Genomic DNA, 26,508 nt, shown 5'->3' on the forward strand with positions numbered 1-26,508 from the left:
TTACAGGAGTTCAGGCCGTGACCATGAGCTTTGCCAGCCCATGGAAATGCCAGGTGTCGGCATATCTGGGCGTCTCGGTCAGGCGCAGATTGGGGTAACGTTCGAACAACCGGGGCAGGGCGACACGCATCTCCAGACGGGCCAAAGGCGCGCCGACACAGAAATGGATGCCCGCGCCGAAAGCGGCGTTCTGTTTTGCCTTGCGGCTCGGATCGAACCGGTTGGGATCGTCCCAAGTGTCATCATCGCGGCCCGCAGCGGCCAGCAAAAGCCCGATCTTGTCGCCGCGTTTCAGCGCCTCGCCCAGAAAGACCGTGTCCTCATAGACCCAACGCTGAAACAGATGCAGCGGCGGGTCATAGCGCAAAAGCTCCTCGATGGTGCCGTCGATCTTTTCGTCTGAGAGAAATTCCCGCGGCGTCTCCTGCTCCAACAGTGTCTTTACCGCAAGGCCAAGGCTGTGCACGGTCGCCTCATGGCCCGCGTTCAACAGCAGGATACAGGTGGTGATCAGCTCATCCGTGGTCAGTTTCTCGCCCTCGGATTCCGCAGCGATCAGCGAGGTGATCAGATCGTCTGCCGCTTGCGAGCGGCGCGTTTCGACGTAAGAGCGCATGAAATCTGAGAACTCGGTGGCGGCCTGTGAGGCGGCCTCTTCGATCTGCCGCGTGCGGTTGGGCGTGTAGACCGCGACCATGGCGTTGGACCAGGTGAGCAATTGCTCAGACATCTCCTCTGGCACGCCCAAAAGGCGACAGATGATCCGCACCGGCACCATTTTGGCAAACGTGGGCATGAGGTCGAACGCGCCGTCCGGAAAACGATCCATCAGGTCGTTCACGATCTCTTCGAGATCGGGCACCAGCGCCCGGATTCGCCGCGAGGTAAAGGCGCGCAGCACCAGAGACCGCAGCCGCTTGTGCCTGTCACCTTCGAGTTCGAGCATCGAGTGATCTTCAATGTCGTAAAAGGCGCGCAGATGGTCGGGAATGTCGGGCGCGAATCCCTCCGGCGCCTCGCGGCCAAAGCGGTTGTCCCGAAGCGCCATCGACACCCCATCATAGCCCGCAATCACCGGCAGATTGAGGTCCTCCCAGAACACCATTTTGCCGCCCACACGCAAGCGGTCGTAAAACGGGTAGGGGTTCTGGACAAAGGCGGGATCGTTCGGGGCGCAGGAAAAACGTTTCATAGCCCCTGTTTGACTGCGAAGTGCTTTTATTTGCAAGCGGGGTTTTCTACTCTCTCTTTTATGACGACCAAGACCGCTCTCCCGGAGGATACCCCCGCGTCCCTGCGCCATCGCCTGTTCTGGGCGCTGGGCGGGGTGTTGGCCGTGGCGCTCTTGGGGCTGGTGGTCTTTGCCTTGAGCGTTCGCGCCGAATTGGATCAGGCCAGCGCGCGCGGCTCTTCCGATCTGGCGTTGGCTGCCGACCGTTTGACCACGGGGTTGCAACGGTATCGCGAGTTGGCGGTGTTTCTCTCGGATCATCCGACGGTTCTGGCACTGGTCTTTGCGCAATCGCCGGGCGAAAGCCCGAGGCAAGCGACCTCGGATCTGTTGCAGGGGCTCGCTGACAAGACCGGCGCGCATTCTCTTATGGTGGTTGGCGGAGACGGAGGGCTTTTGGCCGCCGCCGGAGAGGACCGCCTGCCCAAAGGCACCCGCGCCGCGGTGACGCGCGCGATGGACGGCGCTTTGGGGGTCGCGCATTTCGTCGATCTCGAAGGCCGCAGGCGCTATGTCTTCGCCGCCCCCGTGTTCTCTCCCGGCGGTCCGGCAGAGGGCGCCGTGGTGGTCAATGTCGACATCGGGCTCTTGGAATGGGGCTGGCCGACGGAGGCCTCCGCGATCTATTTCACCGATCAATATGGCGTGGTCTTTGTGTCCAACCGCTCGGAACTCGTGCTGCGCGGAGGCAGTGCCGGGCCTTTGCCCGTCACTCATACATATAATGTCTCCGGCCATGACCTCTGGCGCCATGAGGCCGGGCCCTATATCCCGTCGCCCGCGCTGCATCTGACCCGGCCCTTGCCGGTTGTGGGGCTTGAGGCGGAGCTGTTGATGGACCTGCGCCCTGTGCTTGGGATTGCGGGGTTGCAAGCCGGGATGGCCTCGGCGCTCGCACTGGTCTTCGCGGCCTTTCTGTTTTTCGCGATGGAGCGGCGGCGGACCTTGGCGGAGGCCAACGCGCGGCTGGAGGCCCGTGTCGCGGCCCGCACCGAGGCCTTGGAATTGGCGAACCGCGAGTTGCAACATGAGGTCCACGAGCGTCACGAGGCCGAAGCCCGTCTCAAACGCGCGCAGGCCGATTTGGTGCAGGCCGGCAAGCTGTCTGCGCTGGGCGAAATGTCGGCGGGGATCAGCCATGAGCTGAACCAGCCTTTGATGGCGATCCGATCCTTTGCCGAAAATGCCCAGGCCTTTCTGGAACGCGAGAACCCCGCGAAGGCCGCCGACAATCTCGGCCGCATCTCCGAACTTGCCCGCCGGATGGGGCGTATTATCAAGAACTTGCGTGCCTTTGCCCGGCAAGAACCCGAGACGATCACCGATGTCGAACTGACCAGCGTGATTGAGGCCGCGCTAGAGATGACGCAGGCGAAAATCTCCAACGCGGGTGTGACGCTCGACTGGACGCCAGAGAAACAGATCTGGGTGCGCGGCGGCGAGGTGCGCTTGCAGCAGGTGGTGATGAACCTTCTGTCCAACGCGGTCGATGCGATGAAGATCTCCTCTGAGACGGAAGAGGACGACAAACGCATCGAGATTCGCCTCACTCCCGGCGAGCCGACGCGCCTCACCATCGCGGACACTGGCCCTGGCATTTCCGAGCCTGAGAAAATCTTTGACCCGTTCTACACCACCAAAGAGGTCGGCGCCTCGGAAGGCATGGGGCTTGGCCTGTCGATTTCCTACGGGCTTGTGCAGAGTTTTGGCGGGCGTATTCGCGGCGAGAACCGATCTGGTGGCGGGGCCGTCTTCACCATAGAATTGCAGCCCGCCCAACGGGGTGAGCTGCAACCGAAAACACCGGGGGAGAGCCTTGATGCCACATATTGATCGCGTGCTTTTGGTCGATGACGACGCCTCCGTGCGCGAGGCTTTGGGGCAGACGCTTGAGCTCGCGGACCTGACGGCCACGCTGGCGGGCAGCTATATCGAGGCCAAGGGCCACATTTCGCGCGATTTTCCCGGCGTGGTGATCTCCGACATTCGCATGCCGGGCAAGGACGGTTTCGCGCTTTTGGCCTATGCACAATCCGTGGACCAGGAGCTCCCCGTGATCCTCTTGACCGGTGAGGGCGATGTGCCCATGGCGGTGCGCGGCATCTCGGAAGGGGCCTTTGATTTTCTCGAAAAACCCTGCGCGCCCAAGGATTTGATCGCCGTGGTCGAGAAGGCGTTGAAGACCCGTTCTTTGGTGTTGGAAAACCGCCGCCTCAAACGACAGGTCGAACAGGGCGACGCCGCCGCGCGGCTCTTGCGCGGCTCTTCCGATCTGTCGAAACGCATGCGCGAAGAGGCCCGCGCGGTGGCGCGTTCTGCCGCCGATGTTCTGGTCACCGGCGAGCCGGGGGTGGGGACCGCGAAAATGGCCGAGGTCGTGCATCTTTTGTCCGCGGGTTCGATGGCGCCTTTCGTCAAATATCCGGCCTCCGTCATGACGGCCGAGACCCTGTCGCAGGCTTTCGCGGCCGCGAAAGGCGGGTCTGTGTTTCTCGATGAGATCGCAGGTCTGTCGTCGCCCGCGCAATTCGCGCTGTTGGAAGAGTTGGAACCCCACGACCGCCCGCGCCTCATTGCCGGGACCTATGCCGATCTCGGGGCCGCAGCCCGCGAGGGGCGGTTTTCGCCCGATCTCTTCTACCGGCTCGAGGCCGCCGTGATCCGCATCCCGCCCCTGCGCGAGCGCCGCGAGGACATCCCGGTGCTGTTCCGCCACTACGTCAACATCGCCTGCGAACAATCCGACCTGCCGGTGCCGGAGATCACCTCAGAGGTGATTTCCAATCTCTTGGCGCAGGACTGGCCGGGCAACGCGCGCTCGCTGATGAACGCGGCGATGCGTTTTGCGATGGGGCTGACGGAAGGCGAGGCGCAGGAGGAGCTGGGCCTCTCGGAACAATTGGCGCAGGTCGAGCGCTCGCTTTTGATTGCGGCTTTGCAACGGCATCACGGCAATGCCACCGAGGCCGCGAAGGGCCTGAAACTGCCGCGCAAGACCTTCTACGACAAGCTGACGCGGCATGGGGTGAAGGCGGAGGTGTATCGGTAAGGGGGGGCACCACTGCGTTGAGCCTGATCGCGGTGCATGTTGCAAACTGCAAAAGTATCGCCTGATACCTTGCTTCAGTGTGATGCAATCGGTCACCTGTCGCCAACCTCGGATGGTAGCAATCCGGGGTGGACTTTTGGGAGGTACATCATGAAATTTCTGACTTGCGCGCTGGTTTCCAGCGCCCTCATTTCGTCTGCCGGAACGGCCTTTGCGGCTTGCGATCCGGGCGAGATCGTCATCAAGTTCAGCCATATCGTCAACACGGACAAACACCCGAAAGGCATCGCGGCCTCTCTGTTGATGGAGAGGGTGAATGCCGAGATGGACGGCAAGGCCTGTATGGAGATGTATCCGAACGCCACGCTCTACAATGACGATCAGGTGCTCGAAGCCATGTTGCAAGGCGATGTGCAACTGGCCGCGCCGAGTCTGTCGAAGTTTGAGACCTTCACCAAGCAATTCCGCATTTTCGACCTGCCCTTCATGTTCAAGAACATCGAGGCTGTCGACGAGTTCCAAAACTCGGAGACCGGGCAAGCGATGAAAGAGGGCATGGCGCGGCGCGGCCTTTTGGGGCTGGAGTTCTGGCACAATGGGCTGAAACAGATCACGGCGGACCGTCCGGTTGAAATGCCGGAGGACCTCGAAGGTCTCAAAATGCGGGTGCAGCCCGCCGAGGTGATCATCGAACAGATGCGTGCGCTTAAGGCCAATCCGCAGCCGATGGCCTTCCCGGAGGTCTATGGCGCGCTGCAGACTGGCGTGGTCGACGGCCAGCAGAACACCTATTCCAACATTTATGGTCAGAAATTCTTTGAGGTTCAGGACGGGGTGACGGAAACCAACCACCTGCTGCTTGACTATATGGTCGTGACCTCGGTCGATTGGTGGGACAGCCTGCCCGAGGATGTGCGCACGCAATTCGGCACCATCCTGCATGAGGTGACTGTGGCCCGTAACGGCGAGTCCGAGCGTGTAAACATGGAGGCGAAACAGGGCATCCTCGATGCCGGTGGTGTGGTGCGCGAACTGACCGAAGACCAGCGTGCGGCCTGGGTCGAGGCGATGAAACCCGTCTGGGCGATCTTCGAAGAAGAGGTCGGCGCCGAAAACATTGCTGCAGCTCAGGAGATCAATGCGCGGCATTGATCGCAGGACGGCCTTCTGAGTCGATCTGTGCGATTTTCCGCACATGCGCAATTTTCTTGCGTGCGGAAAATCGCACACTTGCACGAGATGCATGGCCGCTATGCGTTTCTTCTGTCTTGCAACACTCTGACACAAAACAATTTTCAAGAAAATTTCAACATTTCTTCACCTCCCCTTGATGCAAAGTGAAGGGCTTTGTTTTCTCTCCCTCAGAGCGCGTCGGGGCCAAACCGTCCCGATCTGCGCCTGATATTTCGATTTCATGTCAGGGAGGACATCCATGAAATTTCTCGCAACCGCTGCCACCGCCCTTGCGCTTTCCGTGACCGCAACCACCGCTTTTGCCGCCTGCGACGACGGCGAAATGGTGATCAAATTCAGCCACGTGACCAACACCGACAAGCACCCGAAAGGCATCGCCGCCAACCTGTTCATGGAGCGCGTGAACGCCGAGATGGACGGCAAGGTCTGTGTCGAGGTCTACCCGAACTCCACGCTTTACAACGACGATCAGGTGCTCGAGGCCATGCTTCAGGGCGACGTCCAGATGGCGGCTCCGTCGCTGTCGAAATTCGAAACCTTCTCCAAAGTCTACCGCATCTTCGATCTGCCCTTCATGTTCAAAAACATGGACGCCGTGGAAGAGTTCCAATCCTCCGAGGCCGGTCAGAACATGAAAGAGGCCATGGTGCGTCGCGGTCTTTTGGGTCTTGGCTTCTGGCACAACGGTCTGAAACAATTCTCCGCCAACAAACCGCTTCTGGAGCCGGGTGACGCAGCGGGTCTCAAGTTCCGCGTCCAGCCGTCTGACGTGCTCGTCGCGCAGATGAATGCGCTGAAAGCAAGCCCGCAGCCGATGGCCTTCTCCGAGGTTTACGGCGCGCTGCAAACCGGCGTTGTGGACGGTCAGGAAAACACCTGGTCCAACATCTACGGCCAGAAATTCTTTGAGGTGCAGGACGGCATCACCGAGACCAACCACGGGCTTCTCGACTATATGGTCGTGACCTCTGTGGACTGGTGGGAAGGCCTCGACGCCGACATCCGCGACCAGCTCGCCACCATCATGAATGAAGTCACCGCCGACCGGAACGCTGCCATCGCAGAAGTCGACGCCGACAACCGTCAGGCCGTGCTGGACGCGGGCGGTGTGATCCGTGAGCTGACCGATGAGCAGCGTCAGGCTTGGGTCGATGTGATGAAACCGGTGTGGGCCCAGTTCGAGGGCGACGTGGGCGCCGACAACATCGCAGCCGCACAAGAAATCAACGCCAAACATTAAGCGCGTTTCATACGATTGACGGGGCCCTGTCAGGACGACGGGGCCTTGTCCGCACCCTTTCGGGGGAACGGGCCTCGCGCTGCGCGGGCCAGAGGGGCAAAAGGGGTCACTCATCATGACACAATATCAAGACAATCAGCCGCAAACGGCGACAGCGCGGTTCTTTGACGGGCTCGAAGAGAACATCATCGCCTTCATCCTTGGCGCGATGACACTCATCACCTTCGTCAACGTGGTGCTGCGCTACGTGTTCAACCATTCCCTGATCTGGGGCCTCGAAGTGGTGCTGATCCTCTTCGCATGGCTCGTGCTTTTGGGGATTTCCTACGGGTTCAAAAAGACTTCGCATCTGGGCGTCGACGCGGTGATCAACATCCTGCCGTCGCGCGGTCAGCGGATCATGGCAATCATCTCCGCCATCGCCTGTCTGGCCTACGCCGGGCTGTTGATGAAAGGCGCTTGGGACTACTGGGCGCCCTTTGCGGCGTTGCAACCGACCGAAGGCCGCTGGTTCCCGCTGGGCTTCACCGAGAATGTGCGTGACCGGGCGTTCTACGTCACCGATCAGGTGCCGATGCTGGGGATTTTCCGCTGGCTCGAAGGCGCGATCAACTATGGCGACAGCTATGACAAGCTGCCCCGCGTGGTGCCCTATGTCATCATTCCCTTCTCGGCAGCGCTGATCCTTCTGCGCGTGGTGCAGGCCACGATCCGCATTCTGCAAGGCAAACAGCACTCCCTGATCGTCTCTCACGAGGCCGAAGACGAAGTCGAGCGCGTCGCGCACGGCGAATACGAGGAATAACCCCAATGGATGTCGTCTTTCTCTTTGTCATGGTCGTGGGCCTGTTGCTGATCGGTGTGCCGATCGCGGTCTCTCTCGGTCTCTCCTCCATGATCTTCCTTCTGGTGTTCTCCGACACCTCGCTGGCCTCCGTGGCGCAGTCGCTCTACCAAGCCATGGCTGGGCACTACACGCTTCTGGCCATCCCTTTCTTCATCCTTGCGTCGTCTTTCATGTCGACAGGCGGCGTGGCGAAACGCATCGTGCGCTTTGCCATCGCTTGCGTCGGTCACTTTCACGGCGGTCTGGCGATTGCGGGCGTTTTTGCCTGTATGATCTTCGCCGCACTTTCCGGCTCGTCGCCCGCGACCGTGGTTGCCATCGGCTCCATCGTCATCGCCGCGATGCGCCAAATGGGCTATACCAAGGACTTCGCCGCCGGCGTCATCGCCAACGCAGGCACCTTGGGCATCCTGATCCCGCCCTCCATCGTGATGGTGGTCTATGCCTCCGCCACTGACGTCTCCGTTGGTCGGATGTTCCTCGCGGGTGTCATTCCTGGCCTTCTGGCGGGCACCATGCTGATGCTGGCGATCTACGTGATCGCACGGATCAAAAAACTGCCGAAAGGCGACTGGGCCGGTTGGGGCGAGATCGGGCGCGCCTTCCGCGAAGCCTTCTGGGGCCTCATGCTCATCGTCATCATCATGGTCGGCATCTACGGTGTGCCGGGGGTGACGGGCGCGATCTTCACGCCGACCGAAGCCGCCGCCGTGGCCTCGATCTACGCCTTCCTCGTGGCGTCCTTTGTCTATCGCGACATGGGCCCTCTGGCGGATCGCGATGGCACCGGGCCGACCTCCTTGCTGGCGAAACCCCATGCGCTTGTGACGGCGTTCTTCCACAAGGACACTCGCCACACGCTGTTCGATGCGGGCAAGCTGACGATCATGCTGATGTTCATCATCGCCAACGCGCTGATCCTGAAACACGTGCTGACCGACGAACAAATCCCGCAGCAAATCGCGCAAGCCATGCTGTCCGCGGGCTTCGGCAAGATCATGTTCCTGATCATGGTCAACGTGATCCTCTTGATCGGGGGCCAGTTCATGGAACCCTCGGGCCTCATCGTGATCGTCGCACCGCTGGTGTTTCCGATTGCCATCGAACTGGGCGTCGATCCGATCCACCTCGGCATCATCATGGTGGTGAACATGGAGATCGGCATGATCACGCCGCCTGTGGGCCTCAACCTCTTCGTCACCTCGGGCGTTGCCGGGATGCCGATGATGGCCGTGGTCCGCGCCGCCCTGCCGTTCCTCGCGATCCTCTTCGTCTTCCTGATCCTTGTCACCTATGTGCCAGCGATCTCGACCTATCTGCCCACGACCTTGATGGGGCCGGAGATCATCACGAACTGACGACATGTTCGATACGTGAAAGAAAAGGGGCCTTCGGGCCCCTTTTTGCGTCTCCTTTGTGCGGGAAATACTCAAATAAAAACGGCGCGCCCTGTTGAGTGGACGCGCCGCCAGTGTCTTGATGAGTATTTTGACAGCAAAGGAAACTCAGGCGTTTGAGGTCAGAGCTGCCAGCGCGTCGAGTTTCTTGAGCGCTTCACCGGAGGCGATGCTTTCAGAGGCGATCTCGACGCCTTCTTTGAGGGTGGCGGCCTTGTCCGCGACCACCAAAGCGGCGGCGGCGTTCATTAGAACGGCGTCACGGTAAGCGCCGGTCTCGCCTTTCATCAGGTTTCGCAGCGCCTTGCCGTTCTCTTCGGGCGTGCCGCCGAGGATGTCCTTGAGCGGATGCACCGGAAGGCCTGCGTCCTCGGGGTGAAGTTCCATCGAGCGGATGTCACCATTCTCCAGAGCCGCCACAGAGGTCGCGCCGGTGATCGACACTTCGTCCATGCCCTCGTGACCGTAGACCAGCCAAGCCTTTTCGGAGCCGAGCATCTGGAGCACCTCGGCCATCGGCCAGATCAGATCGGGGGCGAAGGCGCCGGTGAGCTGGCGTTTGACACCCGCCGGATTGGTCAGCGGGCCTAAGATGTTGAAGATGGTTTTGCAGCCCAGCTCGACGCGCACAGGACCCACGTATTTCATCGCCGGGTGGTGCATCGGCGCCATCATGAAACCGATGCCGATCTCGGCCAGCGCCTTTTCGACCACGTCCTGGCCGACCATGACATTGATGCCGTTGACGGACATGGCGTCCGCAGCACCCGATTTGGACGAGAGGTTGCGGTTGCCGTGTTTGGCGACCGGCACGCCTGCGCCCGCGACGACAAAGGCGGTGGCGGTGGAGATATTGAGCGTGCCAAGTCCGTCACCGCCGGTGCCGACGATGTCCATCGCGCCCTCGGGGGCTTTCACCGGGATGCAGTGATCGCGCATGACCTTGGCGGCGGCGGCATATTCGGAGACCGCTTCGCCGCGCGCCCGCAGCGCCATCAAAAGGCCGCCCATCTGCGCGGGCGTGGCCTCGCCCTTGAACAAAAGCTCAAAGGCCTGTTCGGCCTGCGCACGGCTCAGAGGGCCTTCGGAGGCGGCGAAAATCAGGGGTTTCATCGCGTCGCTCATGCCGGTTCGTCCTCTTTCAGCTGGCTCAGGAAGGTTTTGAACATGTCGTGGCCATGTTCAGACCGGATGCTTTCCGGGTGGAATTGCACGCCTTCGATCGGCAGGGTTTTGTGCCGCATGCCCATGATGGTGCCGTCTTTCAGCTCGGCTGTGACTTCGAGACAGTCGGGCAGGGTGGCACGATCCACCACCAGCGAGTGATAGCGCGTGCCCTGAAGCGGCGAGGGCAGACCGGCAAAGACGCCTTTGCCCTCGTGGTAAATCTCGCCCATTTTGCCGTGGACGATCTCATGACAACGGACCACATCGCCGCCAAAGGCCTCACCGATGGACTGATGCCCGAGACAGACGCCAAAGAGCGGAATGCCCGCGTCGGCGGCGGCATGGATGAGCGGCACACAGATGCCCGCCTCTTTCGGCGTGCAAGGCCCGGGCGAGAGCACGATGCCGGAGGGTTTCAGAGCCATGGCTTCCTGCACGTTCAACGCGTCGTTGCGGACCACATTGGCTTGCCACCCCAGCTCGCCGATATAATGGACGAGATTATAGGTGAAACTGTCGTAATTATCGATCAGCAGCAGCATCTTGGCGATCCTTTCGGCGCGTTTGCGCAAGGGGGTGATATGAGCCTCAAAGGGGGATGATCCCGCCTTGAAGCCGGGTTATACATGTTCACAAGGGCCGCATAGGGTCAAGAGGCCGGACGGGGTCTGATCTGATTGAACGCCCCTGTTGAACGGGCTCTTGTGGCGTGATCGGAAAAACACTGATCCGGCGTGGCACGGCTTAGGCGTTGAGACTGACCACAGCCCGGCATATGATCGGGCAAATCCGGGTCGTCCCGGAGACAACAGGGGCCAATGGTCCGAATGAGCAGGCGAAGGAGCACCGAATGGGGCGCGGAATTCTCACAGGGTTGATCTGGGGCACGATTGTCGGGTTCGGCATCCTGATGGTGGCCAATGAGGTTGTGGCCCCGGTGACTGTGACCTCGTCGCTACCGGCTGAGGCGGAGGTCGAGATGGCGCCTGAGATGACAGGTGAGCCGACCGAACCCGAGATGACGCACCCGGAGGCGCCGGAGGCCGCTGACACGTCGGGCGTCTCAGCCGAAAGCCCCGCCGCCGAGCCCGACCGGTCCGGTGCGCAGCCCGAGGTTGCCATGCCCGAGACCGAAGCCGATGCGACACCTGAGGCCGCGACAGAGGCCGCCACGGCGCCCGAGATCGAAACCCCGACCGGGCCGCAGACGCCTGACACGGAGGAGGCGCTGGACGGTGTCGAGACGCCGGAGACCAGCCCGGTCCTGACCCCGCCGCAAGCCATGACACCCGAGGCCAGCGAAGCTGACAGCCTGCCCACCACCGAGGAGGTTTTGCCGGGGACGGCCATGCCCGAGGGGGTGGACGAGACGCCCGCCGCCCCTCAGATGCCACGACCACTCGACATGGATTCAGCGCGGATCGAGGCCGCTCCGGGGGCCACGCTGGACACCGGACCAGATGCCGATACGCTCGCGCCGGATGCCTCCGAAGGTGAGGCGCTTCCCGGTCAAAAAGTCGGGTCTTTCACCGACCGTCAGGACAACCGTGTCTCCTCGCGCCTGCCGTCGATTTCCACCGCCCCCGATACTGGCGCGCCGGTCGTGGTTGCCGAGGATCTGCCCGCGCTTTTGGCTTATTCCGCCGATTTCAACCAAACGCCCGCCGGTCCGGTGATGAGCGTGATCCTCGTCGATATTGCCCAGCTTGGGCCCGAGGATGCCGCGCTCTCGAACTTGCCGTTCCCGGTGACCTTTGCCGTCGATGCGCTGGCGACGCGGGCGGGCGAGCGTGCGATGTCGTATCGGGATAAGGGGCTCGAAGTTCTCTCCATGGTGTCTTTGCCCGAAGGCGCCACACCGCAAGACGCCGCCGTGACGCTCACGCAGGCCGCCAATCTGGTGCCCGTGTCCATCGGGTTCCTCGATGTCCCCTCCGGCACCTTCCAAAGCTCGCGTCAGGTCGCGGCACAGGTCGTGGCGACGGCGCAGGAAAGTGGGCGGGGCCTTGTGACTTTCCCGCGTGGGCTGAATGCGCTGGAACAGGAAGCCCAGCGGGTCAAAGCGCCTGCGGGGCTGGTGTTCCGCGATTTCGACGGGCGCTCGCAAGACGTGGAGGCGATGAAACGCTTCCTCGATCAGGCGGCGTTTCAGGCCGGGACAGGCAAGACTGTGATCCTTTTGGGGCGCTCGAAACCCGATACGATTCAGGCGCTGGCGGAATGGTCGCTTGGCAACCGCGCCGCGACCGTGACCATGGTGCCGCTGTCCTACCTCCTGAGCCGCTCGCAGCTTTGATCCGATCTGCTTTGCGCTGCGGGAAGTCCCGCCGCGCTTGACAGGGTGCGACATTTTGTCATCCAATCTCTCCCAAGGACCGGCCTAAGCCGGCAGGGAGGGAATTATGACAGAAATGACTGCGGCGGCAGCGCCGTTGCCCGATGTGGCACGTTTGAGCCTTGCGGATTTGCGCGCGGCTTTGGCGGCGGGGTGGCGGGATTACCGACGCGCGCCGATGTTTGGCGGGTTTTTCTCCGCCGTTTACGTGTTGATCGGCCTTGGCTTTGTGATCTTCGGCGCGGGCACCGTGCTTTGGACCTTTGCTTTCTCTCTCGCGTTTCCGCTCTTCGCCCCTTTCGCCGCCGTCGGCCTCTATGAGGTGTCGCGCAGACTCGACCGGGGCGGGGCGATGGATTGGTATAAAATCTTGGGCGTGGTGATGGCCGAGCGCGACCGGCAAATCCCCTGGATGGGGGCGATCATCGTCATCTATGTGCTGTTCTGGTCCTTCCTCGCCCATATGATTTTCGCGCTTTTCATGGGGCTGTCGGTGATGACCAATGTGTCTTCGTCCTATGATGTGTTCCTGACCGCAAACGGGGTGACCATGATCGCGGTCGAACTCGTGGTCGGAGGCGTTCTGGCCTTTATCCTGTTTTCGCTGACGGTGACGTCCCTGCCGCATCTCTTGGACAAGGAGGTCGATTTCGTCACCGCCATGTTGTTCTCGCTGCGGGTGGTGCGGGAGAACCTCTTTGTCATGCTGGTCTGGGCAGGCCTGATCGCCGTGGTGACGTTATTGTCGATGGTGCCGCTGTTCTTGGGGCTTTTTGTGACACTGCCGGTCTTTGGCCACGCGACATGGCATCTTTATCGCCGCGTTCTCACTTAGGAGTTCGACGCCCGCGAGAGGCCCGTGAGGCCCGTGAGGTCAGCATCAACAGAACACCGGCGCCGACAATCACCGCGCCGCCCAACAGCTCAAGCGCATCGGGGCGCTCGCCAAAGACCAGCGCGCCGAGGATCATCGCAAACAGCAACCGCGAGTAGCGAAACGGGGTGACGACCGACAGCTCGCCCATCCGCATCGCCATGGTGAGCGCCGTATAGGCGGCGACACCGACGGCAGAGGCCAAAGCGACAAAGGCAAGATCCTTGAGATCGGGCCAAATCCAATAGCCGTCCCAGATCGACAGCAAGAGCCCGGAGAGGATCAGCGCGGCAAAGCCTGTGACGCCAAGCTGCGCATAGGACAGCACAGGGGAGGCGGCCCGGGTGGCGAGGTCACGCCCCGCAAAGCCGATCATGCCCAAAATGGCGAGAATGGACAGCGGAGAGAACCCGTCGAGGCCCGGACGGATCACCAAAAGCACGCCGATAAACCCCAGAGCGATGAGCGCCCAGCGAGTGAGGCTGACGGGCTCGCGAAAGATCACCACGGCGGCGGCGGCGACCATGAGGGGCGTGGCCTGCAAGATCGCCGAGGTGGTGGAGAGCGCGGTGAGCGCGAGCGAGAGGGTGAAGAACACCCGGCCTAACACCTCGAACCCCGCGCGGATCACCATGACGCGCTCGGCCATCACCGGATGCACCACCCGCTCGCGGCGCCGCAATGTCAGCAGGGCAAAGACCAAGGTGCCGATGAGGCCGAAAATCGTGAGAATCTGCCCCACCGGCAAATGCGTGGCGGCCTGTTTGATCGCCATATCCTCAAGCGAAAACAGCGCCATGGACAGCACCATCAAAAGCGCACCTTTGAGATTGCCAGCGTTCACGGCGGTGTGGTTAGACGTGGGCATCAGGGGTTATTCCGAAAAATCCGCCTCGGTCAGCACCTGCATCTCCACCAGCGGCGGCACGGTGGTGACGACTTCGAGCACATGGTTGAGTGCGGCGACGCAGTAGTGGTGCATCTTGTCGGCGTGGTAATCCTCGTAGATCGTCCACTCTTTGACGTGACGCAGGAACACGGCGGAGGGGTTTTCGCGAAAGAGCGAGGCCGGGGTTTTCTCGTCCAGCGCCGGGGCGTCTTCGGGTTTCGAGAATGTCTCATCGGTGATCTTGAAAGAGACGTAATCCTCGAACCGCAGCGTGAAGCGACGCGATCCGGGGCGGACCTCGATCACCTTGGCCTTGCCCAGAAGATCGTCGATCACCGAATTGCCGCTCTTGATCTGATCCGGCTCGCCCTCGATGCCTTCGTCGAAAATCACCGTCAGGCGACGTTCGTTCATCCGCCCCATGCGGAAATCCGACAAATAAAGATTTTTGACTTTTTCAAGCTGGCGCAGGGCTTCGGCGGGCATGGGAACTCCGGGGCTATGTGGATGCACGATGGCGGAGGGAGAGGCGGCGTTCAAGAGAGAAGAAAGAGCAAACCGAAGAGAAATGTGATGCCCAGGCTCCAGAGATCGAACAGCCACAGAGGGTAGCGGGCTGAGAGCCGGTTGATGAACCAAAGGCTGCGGTCGCGCCCCTGATGTTTCATGGCCTGTCTGATCGACAGACCGCCAGCCGCAGAAATCACTGGGGCTGACCAAAGAACTAAGGGCAGCTTTGCGAAGCTTGCAGCCAAGAGAATGACGACAAGACACAGGAATGAAACCAGTCCCCAGAGGGGCATGGCGGGACGTGTCTTTGTGACGAAAGGGCCGGATTTTTGCGAGACTTTTTGCTCATAGAAGGGCGGGGACCCAAAATAGAGCTGTAGGCTCAGCACAAGATAGATAACGGATAGAAACATCCAAGGCATGACGGTTCTGAATACGATAGCTTAAAAGAGAAAAGGCGGCCCCGAGGACCGCCTTTCGCATTGAGATGCCAGCTAGGCTTATTCGCCTTTGGCGGCCGCGGTCGCTTGGGACACGGCGGCAGAGGTCTGCGGCGCGGCAGAGGCCGAGGCGGCGGGCTTGGAGCCGTTGGCCAGCGGATCGTCCGCGCGTTGCACGGAGCCTTCGAAATGCGCACCGCTCTCGATGGCGATGGTTTTGTGGATGATGTCGCCTTCGACCTTTGCGGTCGAGGTCAGGCGGACTTTCAAGCCACGCACGCGGCCCACGATGCGACCGTTGACGACCACGTCATCGGCCATCACTTCGCCTTTGATCATCGCGGTCTCGCCCACGGTCAAAAGATGCGCGCGGATGTCGCCCTCGACGGTGCCTTCGATCTGGATGTCACCGGTGGTTTTCAGATTGCCGGTCACGGTCAGATCAGACGACAGCACGGAGGCCGGCGGTTTCGGCTTCGACGCAGGGGCGGCGAAATCGGGGGCCGGAGACTTCGGCATGGCGGGCTTGGCAGCCGCCGCTTCGGGTTTCTTCACGTCCTCGCCCTGTTTCGGGCCCGGTTCGTTGATCCTGCTTTTAGAAAACATCGTTGGCAGCCTTAATATAGATCATCGGATTGACGGCCTTGCCACCCACGCGCACTTCATAGTGCAAATGCGTGCCGGTGGACCGGCCAGAATTTCCCATAGCACCGATTTGCTCGCCACGCGAGACCCTTTGCCCGACTTTCACCATTATTTGCGATTGGTGGGCATAGCGGGTTTCGATGCCGAACTCGTGCTGGATTTTCACCAGACGCCCATAGCCCGACTGCCAACCGGCGAATGTCACGACCCCGTCGGCGGTGGCATAGAGCGGCGTGCCATAGGCGGCGGCAAAGTCCTGACCCTCATGCATCCGACCCCAGCGCGGGCCGTAGGGAGAGGTCATGCGGAAGGCACCTTTGATCGGTAGGGCAAAGGGCGCCTTTTGGGCGGCGATGCGGTAGAGGTTCAGCCGATCCATCTTGTCGATGATCGCATTGGCGCGCATCGAATCCGGGTCGACCATGCCGCCCTTGGTGGAAAAGGTGATCGGCGTGAGCGGGCCGCCCTGACCGGAATAGCCCTTTTTCACGGTCGCGATCAGGTTTTCCGGGTCCATGCCGGCAGATTTGAACATCTTGTCGAGAGGGGCGACAGAGATCGTCACAGCGTCTTCGAGCTGCGAGAAAATCCGGTCGTTCTTTTCTTCCATCAGGCGCAGGTCAATTTCGAGAGCATCGGCCATCCGCAGGGCTTCGCTGGCGGAAATGACCATGTCGTCGCGCTCGGCGGCGGTATCGGCAAGAGCGGAGGTCAGCACGTCGACCGTGGCCTCGACTTCCTGCGCGCTCATGCCGTTCTGCGCGCCGTTCTCGCCGTTGATCTGGGCCACAAGCTGGGCTTTGTCGGCCTCGGCTTCGTCGCGGGCTTTCAAGGCCTTGCGCAGATTGGCCTGCACCACCTCGACGCCGGTTTCCAATTCGCGCACACGTTCTTCGGAGGCCAGCAATTGCGATTGCATCACGGAAATCTGTTCGAGCGCGGTGTTGAACCGAGCCTGCGCGGCGGCGGCCTCTTCGGCGCGCATGTCGCGCTCATTGGCCAGTTCGGCCACGCGGTTTTCAAACAGAACGAGATCGCGCCCGGATTGTTCGCGCAGATTGCCGGACCCGATGCTGTCCATCAACAGGATCGAAGTCGCTATGATCAGCCAGCCGGCGAAGACAGTGGTGCCGGTAAAGGCCACCAGTTGCGTCAGCGGGCTGATCCGAAGATAGCGGGTATCGTTGTCCGAACGCAGAAACACCCGGCGTTCCGGGAAGCTGCGCTCAAGCATGTGGTTGAGCTTATAAATCATGGTGTTGTTCGTTGTGGCCGTGCCAAACCGTCCTCAATGTCCATCCCTCATCCGCTTTGCAGCCTCATAGCTCTGTGCCGCTCCAAAGAGCTTGCGCAGATCTGACTTTACCCCGTAGGTCGATCCCCGTCTGAAGCGGACATTCGACCCTTCCTGCAAGCGGTTGCACTTCTGTTAGCGAAGCTTTCCCCATGGGGCAACGTTTTTGCCCTTTTGTTTGGCTGATGCGCGGGAGATCAGCGGGAAATGACAAATTGTTGGCGGTTTCTCGCCTATGTTGGCGCTCGCGGGCTGTGTCCGTCCCGCCCGACTGCGACCGCCCGTCGCAACACCCGATGCAGCATGGCGGCCAGAGCGGGGGCGGGCTTTCAGCTCCAGGCAGGCGGCAATTCCTCAGCCAGAGGCCAGTAGAAATCCGGCGGCATGCCCGCTTCGGCACGTTTTTCCTCGTTGAAGGGCGCTTTGGTGCCACCCGGGAAATAACGGCGCACGAGGGCGTGGAATTCCTCTTTCGGATCAATGCCCTGTCGCCCGCAGAGAAAGTTGAACCATTTCGCACCATAGGCGACATGGCCGACCTCTTCAGCGTAGATCACGTCGAGCGCGGCGACTGTCTCGGGGTCCTTGGCGTTCTGGAAAATCTTGATCATGCCCGGCGTCACGTCGAGTCCTCGCGCCTCGAGAACCATCGGCACGACCGCAAGCCGCCCCATGATGTCCTCCGCCGTGTCCTCGGCGGCGCGCCACATCCCGGCATGTGCGGGCATGTCGCCGTAGAAAGACCCCATCGCCTCCAACCGGTCACAGACCAGATTGAAATGCTTGCTTTCCTCATCCGCCGATTTCACCCAATCGTCGTAGAACCCGAGCGGCATGTCGATATGTGTAAAGCGCGCGACGATATCCCAGTGCAAATCCACCGCATTCAGTTCGATATGTGCAATGGCATGCAGGATCGCCTTGCGGCCTTCGGGGCTTCCGGGTTTGCGCTTCGGCACATCGCGCGGGTTCAAAAGCTCCGGACGCGCAGGCCGTGCGGGTTGCATCGGCGGATTGGCCGTGCCGAGCGGAATCGGTGTTCCTCCCGCGCGGCTTTCACGCCAAAGTGCGGCGTATTTATGCGACAGGGCGGTCTTTTCACGACCGTCGGCGGTGCGCAGCACCGCCTCGGCCATTTCAGCCAGAGTAAGGCTCATGCTTTTGCGGCTTCAAGCACCTCGCTCGCGTGGCCCGCGACTTTCACCTTTGGCCAGATATGTGCAACTTTGCCTTCTTCATCAATGAGATAGGTCGCGCGCACAATGCCCCAAAAGGTCTTGCCATACATGTTTTTCTCCGCCCAAACGCCGTAGTCCTCACAGACCGTGCCGTTCTCATCGGACAAAAGCGGGATGCCCAAAGAATGCTTGGCGCAGAAATTGTCGTGCTTTTTGACCGAGTCCTTCGAAATGCCAAAGACCGCGACACCCGCCGCCTCGAACTCGGATTTCAGCGCGGTGAAATCCAGCGCCTCGGTGGTGCAGCCGGGGGTGTTGTCTTTCGGATAGAAATAGAGAACCACCTTTTGACCTTTGAGATCGGAGAGCGTCACATCGCTGCCGCCGTCGCGGGGCAGGGTAAAGTCGGGGGCTGTCGTGCCAAGATCAAGCATATTTGTCTCCTCATATCTGCTGACATAGTGCTTTACGCGTTGCAGAGGCTTTCGGTTTCGTTTTAGGCCGCTTTGCGACAAGATGAAACCGATCCCGTCAAAGAGGATACCGAGAGCAGACGCATGCGTGAGCCGATCTCACAGGACAAAGGTGATGTGACCGAAGAGGCCCCGGAGGCCGCTGCGGAGCAGGTCTCTGTGCCGGAATCGGAGGTCAAACCTGTGCCCGGACCGGAGCGCAAGAAGCGCCCGACTCATCACATCATCGGGTTCTGGACGCTGGCGTTTCTCATGGCGTTGGTGATTTTCGCGGCCCTTGCGGTGCTGGCCATCACCGGGCGCGAGATCACCTTTCCCGAGGCGATCACCAGTCGGATCGAGCGCAAGATCAACAGCGAACTCAATGGCCCCGAGGTCTCCATCGGCGAGATCATCGCCATTGTCGACAGCCATTTCGTGCCGCGTGTCACGGCGCGCAACGTGGGTCTGATCGACGGCACCGGCGCCGAGATTGCCCGGCTCAATGAGCTGCGCGCGGTGCTGTCGAAAGAGGCGCTCAAAGCCCGCCAGCTTCGCCCCGATACGCTCAGACTGTCGGGGGCGCAGATCACCGTGCGGCGCAGTCAGGACGGCGCTTTCGCGCTGGATTTCGGCGGCACGCAGCGGGTGACGGGGTCTGGGGTCGAAGTGCTTGAGGCCATCGATCGCGCCTTTTCCACCGATCCGCTCTCTGGCATTTCCCGGATCGAGGCGCGCGAGTTGACCGTGTCCTTGGAAGACGCGCGGTCTGGCCGGATCTGGCAGGCGACGGATGCGGGCGTGACCCTGGTCAATACGGATCAGGACATTGATATCACGATGAATTTCGAGATTTTCAATGGCACCGAAGACTTGGCGAAAATCGAGCTTGGTTTTGGCTCGAAGAAGGGCTCACTGGCCTCGTCGATCTCGCTCAATATGGACAATGCGCCCGCACGCGATTTCGCGCTGCAAAGCCCGACGCTTTCGTTTCTCTCCGTCGTGGATGCGCCGATTTCGGCGGCGATGCGCGCCGAGATCGGGCCGGACGGGCAATTGGCGCAATACACCGGTTCGCTCGAGATCGAGGCCGGCCAGATCGTTGCCGCCGAGGGGGCCGAACCGCTCGATTTCGAAGGTGCCAAGGGGTATTTCGACTACGACCCTGTTGGCAAACGCATCCTCTTTCCCGAACTGCGGCTCGCGACCGACGCGCTCGACATCACCAGTCAGGGCCAAGTGTTGCTTCGGGATTTCGAGGGCAGCTGGCCGCAGAGTTTCACCGGGCAGTGGCGCATTTCGGAGCTGCGCGTGGCCCCCGAGGGGCTGTTCCCGGAGCCGCTGGTGTTCGATCAGGCGCTGATCACGGCCAAGCTGAGGCTCGATCCATTTGTGCTCGATTTCGGCCAGATCGACCTGGCGCAGGGCGATCTTTGGCTGCGCGGCAAGGGGCGCGCCGAGGCGGGGCCAGACGGCTGGTCCGCCGCGCTCGATCTGTCGGTCGATGAGATGACACAGGCCGAGCTGATGGCGCTCTGGCCGCCCGCTGCCGCCACCAACACGCGAAGCTGGATGGCGGAGAATATCTTTGACGCGACCTACCGCGATCTCGATCTGGCGCTGCGGTTTGCGCCGGGACTGAGCCAGCCGACGCTTGCCATGGATTGGGATTTCGAGGGTCTCGACATGCGCTACATGGCCGCGTTGCCGCCTGTGTCCGAGGGGCATGGCTACGGTGCGCTCTTTGGTTCGGCCATGACCATCACCATGAACGGCGGCACCATCGAGGCGCCTTCTGGCGGGCCGGTGGAGGTTGCGGGCACGGTGCTGCGCATCCCGGATATTTTCGTGAAACCTGCGCGACTTGAGATCGGGTTGAAAACGCAATCCTCGGTCGAGGCCGGGCTGGCGCTGGTCGCTGGACCGCCCTTCAATGCGCTGCGCGAGTCCACCTTTGGCCCGGATGTGGCCGAAGGGCAGGCGGCACTTACCGGTCAGATCGGCTTTCCACTGATCAAGAAGGTGATGTTCGAGGACGTGAATTTCCTGTTGAACGGCACTCTGACGGAGGTTTCGACCGATCAATTGATGCCGGGGCAGGTGCTGAGTGCGGATCGGCTGGCGCTGACCATGGATCCTTCGGGCCTGTCGATTGCGGGGGCGGCCCGGATCGGCACGGCGCAGATGTCCGGCCAGTGGCGCAAGAATTTCGGCCCCGATCACAAAGGCCGCTCCGACATGGTCGGTCAGGCGCGGATCAATCAGGCGCTTTTGGACACGTTCAACATTGCGCTGCCCAAGGGCATGATCGCGGGCGAGACCGAGGGCGCTCTGTCTGTGGCGCTCAGAAAAGGCCAGCCGCCCGCGTTCGAAGTCACCTCCGATCTCTCCGGCCTGCGCCTGTCGTTCGCGCCGGTGGGCTATGGCAAACCGGCGGGCACCCGTGGGCAATTGGTGCTCAAAGGCACGGCAGGGCCGCAGCCTGAGATCACCACATTTGAGCTGTCCGGCGCGGGGCTTTCGGCGCGTGAGGGGCGGGTGGAGATTGCGCCGGGCGGGCAATTCGAACGGCTGAGCTTTGGCCGTGTCACTTTGGGCGATTGGTTCGATGCGCCGCTGTCCATCGTGGGGCAGGGGGCGGGCAAACCCGTGAAAGTCGAGATCACCGGCGGGCGGCTCAATCTGGCGCGGGCGACATTTGGCGGCTCGGGCGGTGGCGGCACCACAGGACCCGTGCCCATCGAGGTGCAACTCGATCGGCTGACCCTCAGCGAGGGGCTGGCGCTCCATGGCTTTTCCGCGCGGTTGTCCTCGGGGGCGGGCGTCACCGGGTCGTTCAGTGGACGGCTGAATGGCACGGGCGCCCTGACCGGCACGATCCGTCCCGGCGTGCATGGCCCGACCATCACCGCCACCTCGCAGGACGCGGGCGCTGTGGTCTCCGCCACCGGCGTGCTGGAACGCGCCTCGGGTGGGGTGTTGAATCTCGGGCTGACCGCCTTGCCGGAAGAGGGTAGTTTTGATGGGCGGGTCACCATCGACGACATCCGCGTGCAATCCGCACCCTCTTTGGCCGAGCTTTTGTCGGCGATTTCCGTGGTCGGTCTGATCGAACAAATGACCGGGGGCGGCGGGATTCTCTTTACCCATACGCAAAGCGATTTCACCCTGCGGCCCGGGCGGTTGACTGTCAAAGGGGCAACGGCCGAGGGGCCGTCCCTTGGCATCACCATCGAAGGGCTTTATGACACCGCGGCCAAGACCGTGGACATGCAGGGTGTGGTCTCGCCGATCTATTTCGTCAACGCGCTGGGCCAGATCGTGTCGCGCAAGGGCGAGGGGTTGTTCGGCTTCACCTACACGTTGACGGGCGCGGCCAAATCCCCCTCCGTGGGCGTCAATCCGCTGTCTCTGCTCACGCCGGGGGCGTTGCGCAATATTTTCCGCAAGGCACCGGCGGGCGATCAGTGAAACCAAATCTGAGGCACATATGAAACTTTCCGACTTCGATTTCGACCTGCCCGAGGCGCTGATTGCCACGCGTCCGGCCAAACCGCGCTCGTCGGCGCGGCTCTTGGTGGCGACGCCTTCGCGGATTGTGGACGGGCATGTCACCGATCTCTTGGACTGGTTTCAGCCCGGCGACCGGTTGGTTTTGAATGACACGAAAGTGCTGCCCGCGCGGCTCACGGGCAAGCGTGGCCGTGACACGGCGCAGGGCTATCAGGAGGCGAAGATCGAGGTCACGCTTTTGGAGCCACAGGCCGAGGCAGGGCAGTGGCGGGCGCTGATCAAGCCCTTGAAAAAGATCAAGGAAGGCGAGGAGGTGCGGTTCTCCGATGATCTCTCCGCCACCCTGATTGCGAAAGAAGACGGCGAGGCCGTGGTCGCGTTCAACCTCTCGGGCGAGGATTTCGACAAGGCGCTGGCGGAGGCCGGGTCCATGCCCTTGCCGCCTTATATCGAGGCCAAACGCAAGGCCGACGCGCAGGATAAGGAAGACTACCAAACCGTCTGGGCGCGCAACATGGGCGCGGTGGCCGCCCCCACGGCGTCATTGCATTTCGATGAGCCGCTGTTGAAGGCGCTCGCGGAAAAGGGCGTCGAGTTCACCTATGTGACGTTGCATGTCGGCGCGGGGACGTTCCTGCCGGTGAAGGTCGACGATGTGTCTGACCATAAGATGCATTCGGAGTGGGGCGAGGTGTCCGAGGGCGCGGCCCTCGAGATCAACACCACGAAACAAAAGGGCGGGCGGGTGATCCCGGTCGGCACCACGGCGCTGCGCCTCATTGAAAGTGCCGCGCCCGCGCCGGGTGTGATTGCGCCCTTCCTGGGGGAGACCGATATTTTCATCAAGCCGGGCTATGACTTCCGTGTGGCCGATGCGCTTATGACCAATTTCCACTTGCCGAAAAGCACGTTGTTGATGCTGGTCTCCGCGCTCATGGGGCGTGAGCGGATGCGGGCGGTCTATGATCATGCCGTGGCGGAGGGCTATCGGTTTTTCTCCTATGGCGATGCGTCTTTGTTGTTGCCGCATGCGGAGTGAGGTCTGAAATCTGCGGCATATGGCGGTACGTCTAGCGCGTTAACCTTAACATCCGGGTAAGATGTGCGGTGTAAAAGGCGCGGGGCAATGGTGGTTCTGCGCGGCAGTCTGCTTTCCCTCTCAACCCGAATCTCCTAGGGTCCCGCCATGAATAAAGTGATCTCTTCCTCCGCGCCCCTCCTTTTGGGGATCATGCTTCTGATGATTGGCAACGGCCTGCAGGGCACGCTTTTGGGTGTGCGCGGCGTGGCTGAAGGGTTCTCCACCTTCGAGATTTCCATGGTCATGTCGGCCTATTTCGCGGGCTTCCTCGGCGGCTCTCAGGTCGCGCCGCGTCTCATTCGGCGCGTCGGCCATGTGCGGGTCTTTGCCGCGCTGGCCTCTTTCATTTCGGCGGCGCTCATCCTGTTTCCGGTGGTGGCGAACCCCTGGGTCTGGACCGCGCTGCGGGTGGTTTTGGGGTTCTGTTTCTCGGGCGTTTACGTGACGGCGGAAAGCTGGCTCAACAATTCCACCACCAACGAACAGCGCGGCAAGGTGCTTTCTGCCTATATGCTGGTGCAAACTGTGGGCATCATCGCCGCGCAGTGGATTCTGGCCAAGGGTGATCCTTCGGGCTTTGTGCTCTTCATCATCCCCTCCGTTCTCGTGTCGATCTCCTTCGCGCCGATCCTTTTGTCGATCTCGCCAACCCCTGCGTTTGAGACTTCGAAACCGCTCTCTCTCGTCGAGTTGTTCCGCATTTCGCCTCTGGGCTGCATCGGCATGTTCTTGATGGGCGGCGTCTTTGCCTCGCAAATGGCTATGGCTGCGGTGTACGGCGGGCAGGCTGGCTTCACGCTTGGCCAAATCTCCGCTTTCGTGGCGGCAATCTATATGGGGGCGCTGTTCTTTCAGCTGCCGATCGGCTGGATTTCGGACCGCTCCGACCGCCGCAAAGTGATTTTCGGTGCCGCAGGTGTCGGCGCTTTCGCCTGTATTCTAGGGGCGATTTTCGCGCAGAGCTATGTCTTCGTGCTCGCAGCGGGCTTTATTGCCGGGGGCATGGCCACCCCGCTGTATTCGCTGCTCATCGCCCACACCAATGACTATCTCGAACCCGAAGACATGGCCGCCTCCTCGGGGGGGCTGATTTTCATCAATGGCGTCGGTGCCGTCGGCGGTCCTTTGATTGCCGGTTACATGATGACGGGCTTCGGGCCGCAGGGCTATTGGGTGTTCCAGATTTTTCTCTTGGGTGGCATCGCGCTTTATGCGCTTTGGCGGATGACGCGGCGCGCGGCGGTGGAGGACACATCCTCCTATGTGGCGGTGATGCCCTCGACGACCACGGTGGTGGCCGAGCTCGCGCAGGAGGTCGCCAACGACATGAACGACATGGCGGAGGAGGCCGAGGCCCATCAAGAGGCCGAGGCTCAGGTGGAGGATCGTGCGTGAAATGCTGTAAATGCGCAACAATAGGAAAAGTGACGCGGTGTTAGCGATAATTAACTTGTGCCGCACCTTGGGCTTTGTAACGCTTCTGTAAAGTTTTGCCCCAGGAGCGACGACACATGCACAGCGCTGAGAAAACCCCCGAGGACATTTTGGCCTTTTGGCTTGATGAGCTGGATCCGTCGCAATGGTATGTGGCCGATGAGGCGCTCGATCAGCGGATTCGTGACGCGTTTCTGCCGACCTGGCAGAAGGCGCAGGAGGGGGCCTATTCGCTTTGGCTCACGTACCCGTCGGGCGCTTTGGCCTACATCATCCTCAACGACCAAATGCCGCGCAACATGTTCCGCGGCGAGGCCAAGGCCTTTGCCTCCGACGCGATGTCTCTGGCCGCAGCGAAAGCGGCAGTGGACAAGGGCTGGGACATGCGGATCGATGCGCCCGCGCGCCAGTTCTTTTACCTGCCGATGATGCACAGCGAAAACCTCTCCGATCAGGAACGCTGCGTGCGGCTGATCTGTGAACGGTTGAAAGGCGAAGAGAGCAATCTTTTGCACGCCAAGGCGCATCGCGAGGTCATTCGCATGTTCGGGCGTTTCCCCTATCGCAATGCGGCACTGGCACGGGCCACGACGCAAAGCGAGGCGCGGTTCCTCGCCGAAGGTGGCTACGCGGAGATTTTGCGCGGGCTTCAACCCATCGCGGCCTGACTTTTTCACATAATCTAAGCTATGCGCATCCCGTCCGAGCTATGCATTGGGCGGGATGCAGCATTTCATGTGGAATGTGTAGAGCTTCATTGCTCCGTTTTTCCAGATAGTTTAGTGTCAAACTAATTTCTGGTTTCGGGAGGACCCACCATGTCTGACACATCTTTCGACCTCATCGTGATCGGCGCAGGCCCCGGTGGCTATGTGGCCGCCATTCGTGCGGCGCAGTTGGGGCTTAAGGTCGCCTGTGTCGAGCGCGAGAATCTGGGCGGGATTTGTCTGAACTGGGGCTGTATTCCGACGAAGGCGCTGTTGCGCTCGGCGGAGGTCTATCACCAGATGCACCGCGCCAAGGAATTCGGCCTCTCGGCGGGCGACATCGGGTTTGATCTCGACGCCATCGTCAAGCGCTCGCGCGGGGTCGCGGCGCAGATGAATGGCGGGATCAAGGGATTGTTTAAAAAGAACAAAATCACCGCGATCATGGGCGAGGCCAAGCTCGCGGGCAAAGGCAAGGTCGCGGTCAAAACCGACAAGGGCACCGAGACTTTGACCGCCAAAAACATCATCGTCGCCACGGGCGCGCGGGCGCGTGAGCTGCCGGGGCTGGAGGCCGACGGCGATCTCGTTTGGACCTACCGCCATGCTTTGGTGCCGACGCGGATGCCGAAGAAGCTTTTGGTCATCGGATCGGGCGCTATCGGCATTGAATTCGCGAGCTTTTACAACACGTTGGGCGCCGACACGACGGTCGTCGAGGTGATGGATCGCGTGCTGCCAGTCGAAGACAAAGACATCTCTGCCTTCGCCAAAAAACAGTTCGAAAAGCAGGGGATGAAGATCCTGCAAAAGACGACCGTGAAGAAACTCGACCGCGCTAAAGGCAAGGTGACGGCGCATTTTGAAGCGGACGGCAAAGTCACCACCGAAGAGTTCGACACGGTGATTTCGGCGGTCGGTATCGTCGGCAATGTCGAGGGGCTGGGCCTCGAGGAGGCGGGCGTGAAAATCGACCGGACGCATGTCGTGACGGACGAATTCTGCCGCACGGGCGTCGACGGATTGTTCGC

The 26,508-nt window shown here is 61.3% G+C and carries 23 protein-coding genes; 13 read left to right on the plus strand and 10 right to left on the minus strand.

From position 1 onward, the window contains the following. Positions 1-10: 10 nt before the first annotated feature. A complete protein-coding gene (locus LC094_RS13310; RefSeq protein ID WP_226553276.1) occupies positions 11-1,192 on the minus strand; it encodes a cytochrome P450 in 1,182 nt (393 codons plus the stop codon). Positions 1,193-1,252: 60 nt separating this feature from the next. Here LC094_RS13310 and LC094_RS13315 point away from each other — a divergent pair, with 60 nt between their 5' ends. From LC094_RS13315 to LC094_RS13340, 6 genes are all read left to right on the plus strand, one after another. Further along, positions 1,253-3,064, plus strand: coding sequence for a sensor histidine kinase (locus LC094_RS13315; RefSeq protein WP_226553277.1), 1,812 nt, complete (start codon positions 1,253-1,255; stop codon positions 3,062-3,064). Then, entirely contained in the window at positions 3,051-4,280 is a 1,230-nt protein-coding gene (locus LC094_RS13320) for a sigma-54-dependent transcriptional regulator (protein WP_226553278.1), read from the plus strand. The genes LC094_RS13315 and LC094_RS13320 overlap by 14 nt, the downstream gene beginning before the upstream one ends. Positions 4,281-4,430: 150 nt before the next feature. Next, positions 4,431-5,432, plus strand: coding sequence for a DctP family TRAP transporter solute-binding subunit (locus LC094_RS13325; protein WP_264186488.1), 1,002 nt, complete (start codon positions 4,431-4,433; stop codon positions 5,430-5,432). 280 nt (positions 5,433-5,712) lie between these two features. Further along, the gene (locus tag LC094_RS13330) at positions 5,713-6,714 is read left to right on the plus strand and encodes a DctP family TRAP transporter solute-binding subunit (protein WP_226553279.1); all 1,002 of its coding nucleotides are present in this window, start codon (positions 5,713-5,715) and stop codon (positions 6,712-6,714) included. A gap of 115 nt (positions 6,715-6,829) precedes the next feature. Next, complete coding sequence (locus LC094_RS13335) at positions 6,830-7,519, plus strand: TRAP transporter small permease (protein ID WP_226553280.1); 690 nt, start codon at positions 6,830-6,832, stop codon at positions 7,517-7,519. A gap of 5 nt (positions 7,520-7,524) precedes the next feature. Next, positions 7,525-8,919, plus strand: coding sequence for a TRAP transporter large permease (locus tag LC094_RS13340; protein WP_226553281.1), 1,395 nt, complete (start codon positions 7,525-7,527; stop codon positions 8,917-8,919). Between the two features lie 147 nt (positions 8,920-9,066). Here the strand turns inward: LC094_RS13340 and trpD are convergent, their stop codons facing one another. Together trpD and LC094_RS13350 are read right to left on the minus strand one after the other, a co-directional pair. Then, positions 9,067-10,083, minus strand: coding sequence for an anthranilate phosphoribosyltransferase (gene trpD, locus LC094_RS13345; protein WP_226553282.1), 1,017 nt, complete (start codon positions 10,081-10,083; stop codon positions 9,067-9,069). Further along, the gene (locus LC094_RS13350; RefSeq protein WP_226553283.1) at positions 10,080-10,667 is read right to left on the minus strand and encodes an anthranilate synthase component II; all 588 of its coding nucleotides are present in this window, start codon (positions 10,665-10,667) and stop codon (positions 10,080-10,082) included. Before LC094_RS13350 ends, trpD begins: the two co-directional genes overlap by 4 nt. 308 nt (positions 10,668-10,975) lie before the next feature. Here LC094_RS13350 and LC094_RS13355 point away from each other — a divergent pair, with 308 nt between their 5' ends. Together LC094_RS13355 and LC094_RS13360 are read left to right on the plus strand one after the other, a co-directional pair. Further along, positions 10,976-12,421, plus strand: a complete 1,446-nt coding sequence (locus LC094_RS13355) for a divergent polysaccharide deacetylase family protein (RefSeq protein WP_226553284.1) — start codon at positions 10,976-10,978, stop codon at positions 12,419-12,421. Between the two features lie 106 nt (positions 12,422-12,527). Then, entirely contained in the window at positions 12,528-13,295 is a 768-nt protein-coding gene (locus LC094_RS13360; protein ID WP_226553285.1) for a DUF2189 domain-containing protein, read from the plus strand. Here LC094_RS13360 and LC094_RS13365 read toward each other — a convergent pair. The 7 genes from LC094_RS13365 to bcp all read right to left on the minus strand — a co-directional run bounded on the left by LC094_RS13365 (position 13,288) and on the right by bcp (position 18,724). Further along, positions 13,288-14,202 carry a DMT family transporter gene (locus LC094_RS13365; protein ID WP_226553286.1) on the minus strand — a complete coding sequence of 305 codons (915 nt, stop codon included), beginning with the start codon at positions 14,200-14,202 and terminating at the stop codon, positions 13,288-13,290. The genes LC094_RS13360 and LC094_RS13365 overlap by 8 nt on opposite strands. A 6-nt stretch (positions 14,203-14,208) precedes the next feature. Further along, complete coding sequence (locus LC094_RS13370) at positions 14,209-14,709, minus strand: hypothetical protein (RefSeq protein ID WP_226553287.1); 501 nt, start codon at positions 14,707-14,709, stop codon at positions 14,209-14,211. 50 nt (positions 14,710-14,759) lie between these two features. Then, a complete protein-coding gene (locus tag LC094_RS13375) occupies positions 14,760-15,155 on the minus strand; it encodes a hypothetical protein (RefSeq protein WP_226553288.1) in 396 nt (131 codons plus the stop codon). 78 nt (positions 15,156-15,233) lie between these two features. After that, complete coding sequence (locus LC094_RS13380) at positions 15,234-15,779, minus strand: bactofilin family protein (RefSeq protein WP_226553289.1); 546 nt, start codon at positions 15,777-15,779, stop codon at positions 15,234-15,236. Beyond that, a complete protein-coding gene (locus LC094_RS13385; RefSeq protein ID WP_226553290.1) occupies positions 15,769-17,073 on the minus strand; it encodes a M23 family metallopeptidase in 1,305 nt (434 codons plus the stop codon). The genes LC094_RS13380 and LC094_RS13385 overlap by 11 nt, the downstream gene beginning before the upstream one ends. A 368-nt stretch (positions 17,074-17,441) precedes the next feature. Beyond that, the gene (locus tag LC094_RS13390) at positions 17,442-18,269 is read right to left on the minus strand and encodes a ferritin-like domain-containing protein (protein WP_226553291.1); all 828 of its coding nucleotides are present in this window, start codon (positions 18,267-18,269) and stop codon (positions 17,442-17,444) included. Next, positions 18,266-18,724 carry a thioredoxin-dependent thiol peroxidase gene (bcp, locus tag LC094_RS13395; protein WP_226553292.1) on the minus strand — a complete coding sequence of 153 codons (459 nt, stop codon included), beginning with the start codon at positions 18,722-18,724 and terminating at the stop codon, positions 18,266-18,268. The genes LC094_RS13390 and bcp overlap by 4 nt, the downstream gene beginning before the upstream one ends. A gap of 123 nt (positions 18,725-18,847) precedes the next feature. Here bcp and LC094_RS13400 point away from each other — a divergent pair, with 123 nt between their 5' ends. From LC094_RS13400 to LC094_RS13420, 5 genes are all read left to right on the plus strand, one after another. Continuing rightward, complete coding sequence (locus LC094_RS13400; protein ID WP_226553293.1) at positions 18,848-22,213, plus strand: DUF3971 domain-containing protein; 3,366 nt, start codon at positions 18,848-18,850, stop codon at positions 22,211-22,213. 19 nt (positions 22,214-22,232) lie between these two features. Beyond that, positions 22,233-23,294, plus strand: a complete 1,062-nt coding sequence (gene queA / locus LC094_RS13405) for a tRNA preQ1(34) S-adenosylmethionine ribosyltransferase-isomerase QueA (protein WP_226553294.1) — start codon at positions 22,233-22,235, stop codon at positions 23,292-23,294. A 147-nt stretch (positions 23,295-23,441) separates the two neighbouring features. Further along, positions 23,442-24,731, plus strand: a complete 1,290-nt coding sequence (locus tag LC094_RS13410) for an MFS transporter (protein ID WP_226553295.1) — start codon at positions 23,442-23,444, stop codon at positions 24,729-24,731. Positions 24,732-24,847: 116 nt separating this feature from the next. Beyond that, complete coding sequence (locus tag LC094_RS13415; RefSeq protein WP_226553296.1) at positions 24,848-25,438, plus strand: DUF924 family protein; 591 nt, start codon at positions 24,848-24,850, stop codon at positions 25,436-25,438. 150 nt (positions 25,439-25,588) lie between these two features. Continuing rightward, a partial coding sequence (locus LC094_RS13420; RefSeq protein WP_226553297.1) for a dihydrolipoyl dehydrogenase occupies positions 25,589-26,508 on the plus strand: 920 nt, incomplete at its 3' end.

The organism is Celeribacter naphthalenivorans, assembly GCF_020524585.1.
Lineage (GTDB): Bacteria > Pseudomonadota > Alphaproteobacteria > Rhodobacterales > Rhodobacteraceae > Celeribacter > Celeribacter naphthalenivorans.

Bases quoted from the DNA above. Each gene is read 5' to 3' on its own strand.
- LC094_RS13310 (WP_226553276.1), bottom strand. From the start codon at position 1,192: ATGAAACGTTTTTCCTGCGCCCCGAACGATCCCGCCTTTGTCCAGAAC.
- LC094_RS13315 (WP_226553277.1), top strand. From the start codon at position 1,253: ATGACGACCAAGACCGCTCTCCCGGAGGATACCCCCGCGTCCCTGCGC.
- LC094_RS13320 (WP_226553278.1), top strand. From the start codon at position 3,051: ATGCCACATATTGATCGCGTGCTTTTGGTCGATGACGACGCCTCCGTG.
- LC094_RS13325 (WP_264186488.1), top strand. From the start codon at position 4,431: ATGAAATTTCTGACTTGCGCGCTGGTTTCCAGCGCCCTCATTTCGTCT.
- LC094_RS13330 (WP_226553279.1), top strand. From the start codon at position 5,713: ATGAAATTTCTCGCAACCGCTGCCACCGCCCTTGCGCTTTCCGTGACC.
- LC094_RS13335 (WP_226553280.1), top strand. From the start codon at position 6,830: ATGACACAATATCAAGACAATCAGCCGCAAACGGCGACAGCGCGGTTC.
- LC094_RS13340 (WP_226553281.1), top strand. From the start codon at position 7,525: ATGGATGTCGTCTTTCTCTTTGTCATGGTCGTGGGCCTGTTGCTGATC.
- trpD (WP_226553282.1), bottom strand. From the start codon at position 10,083: ATGAGCGACGCGATGAAACCCCTGATTTTCGCCGCCTCCGAAGGCCCT.
- LC094_RS13350 (WP_226553283.1), bottom strand. From the start codon at position 10,667: ATGCTGCTGCTGATCGATAATTACGACAGTTTCACCTATAATCTCGTC.
- LC094_RS13355 (WP_226553284.1), top strand. From the start codon at position 10,976: ATGGGGCGCGGAATTCTCACAGGGTTGATCTGGGGCACGATTGTCGGG.
- LC094_RS13360 (WP_226553285.1), top strand. From the start codon at position 12,528: ATGACAGAAATGACTGCGGCGGCAGCGCCGTTGCCCGATGTGGCACGT.
- LC094_RS13365 (WP_226553286.1), bottom strand. From the start codon at position 14,202: ATGCCCACGTCTAACCACACCGCCGTGAACGCTGGCAATCTCAAAGGT.
- LC094_RS13370 (WP_226553287.1), bottom strand. From the start codon at position 14,709: ATGCCCGCCGAAGCCCTGCGCCAGCTTGAAAAAGTCAAAAATCTTTAT.
- LC094_RS13375 (WP_226553288.1), bottom strand. From the start codon at position 15,155: ATGCCTTGGATGTTTCTATCCGTTATCTATCTTGTGCTGAGCCTACAG.
- LC094_RS13380 (WP_226553289.1), bottom strand. From the start codon at position 15,779: ATGTTTTCTAAAAGCAGGATCAACGAACCGGGCCCGAAACAGGGCGAG.
- LC094_RS13385 (WP_226553290.1), bottom strand. From the start codon at position 17,073: ATGATTTATAAGCTCAACCACATGCTTGAGCGCAGCTTCCCGGAACGC.
- LC094_RS13390 (WP_226553291.1), bottom strand. From the start codon at position 18,269: ATGAGCCTTACTCTGGCTGAAATGGCCGAGGCGGTGCTGCGCACCGCC.
- bcp (WP_226553292.1), bottom strand. From the start codon at position 18,724: ATGCTTGATCTTGGCACGACAGCCCCCGACTTTACCCTGCCCCGCGAC.
- LC094_RS13400 (WP_226553293.1), top strand. From the start codon at position 18,848: ATGCGTGAGCCGATCTCACAGGACAAAGGTGATGTGACCGAAGAGGCC.
- queA (WP_226553294.1), top strand. From the start codon at position 22,233: ATGAAACTTTCCGACTTCGATTTCGACCTGCCCGAGGCGCTGATTGCC.
- LC094_RS13410 (WP_226553295.1), top strand. From the start codon at position 23,442: ATGAATAAAGTGATCTCTTCCTCCGCGCCCCTCCTTTTGGGGATCATG.
- LC094_RS13415 (WP_226553296.1), top strand. From the start codon at position 24,848: ATGCACAGCGCTGAGAAAACCCCCGAGGACATTTTGGCCTTTTGGCTT.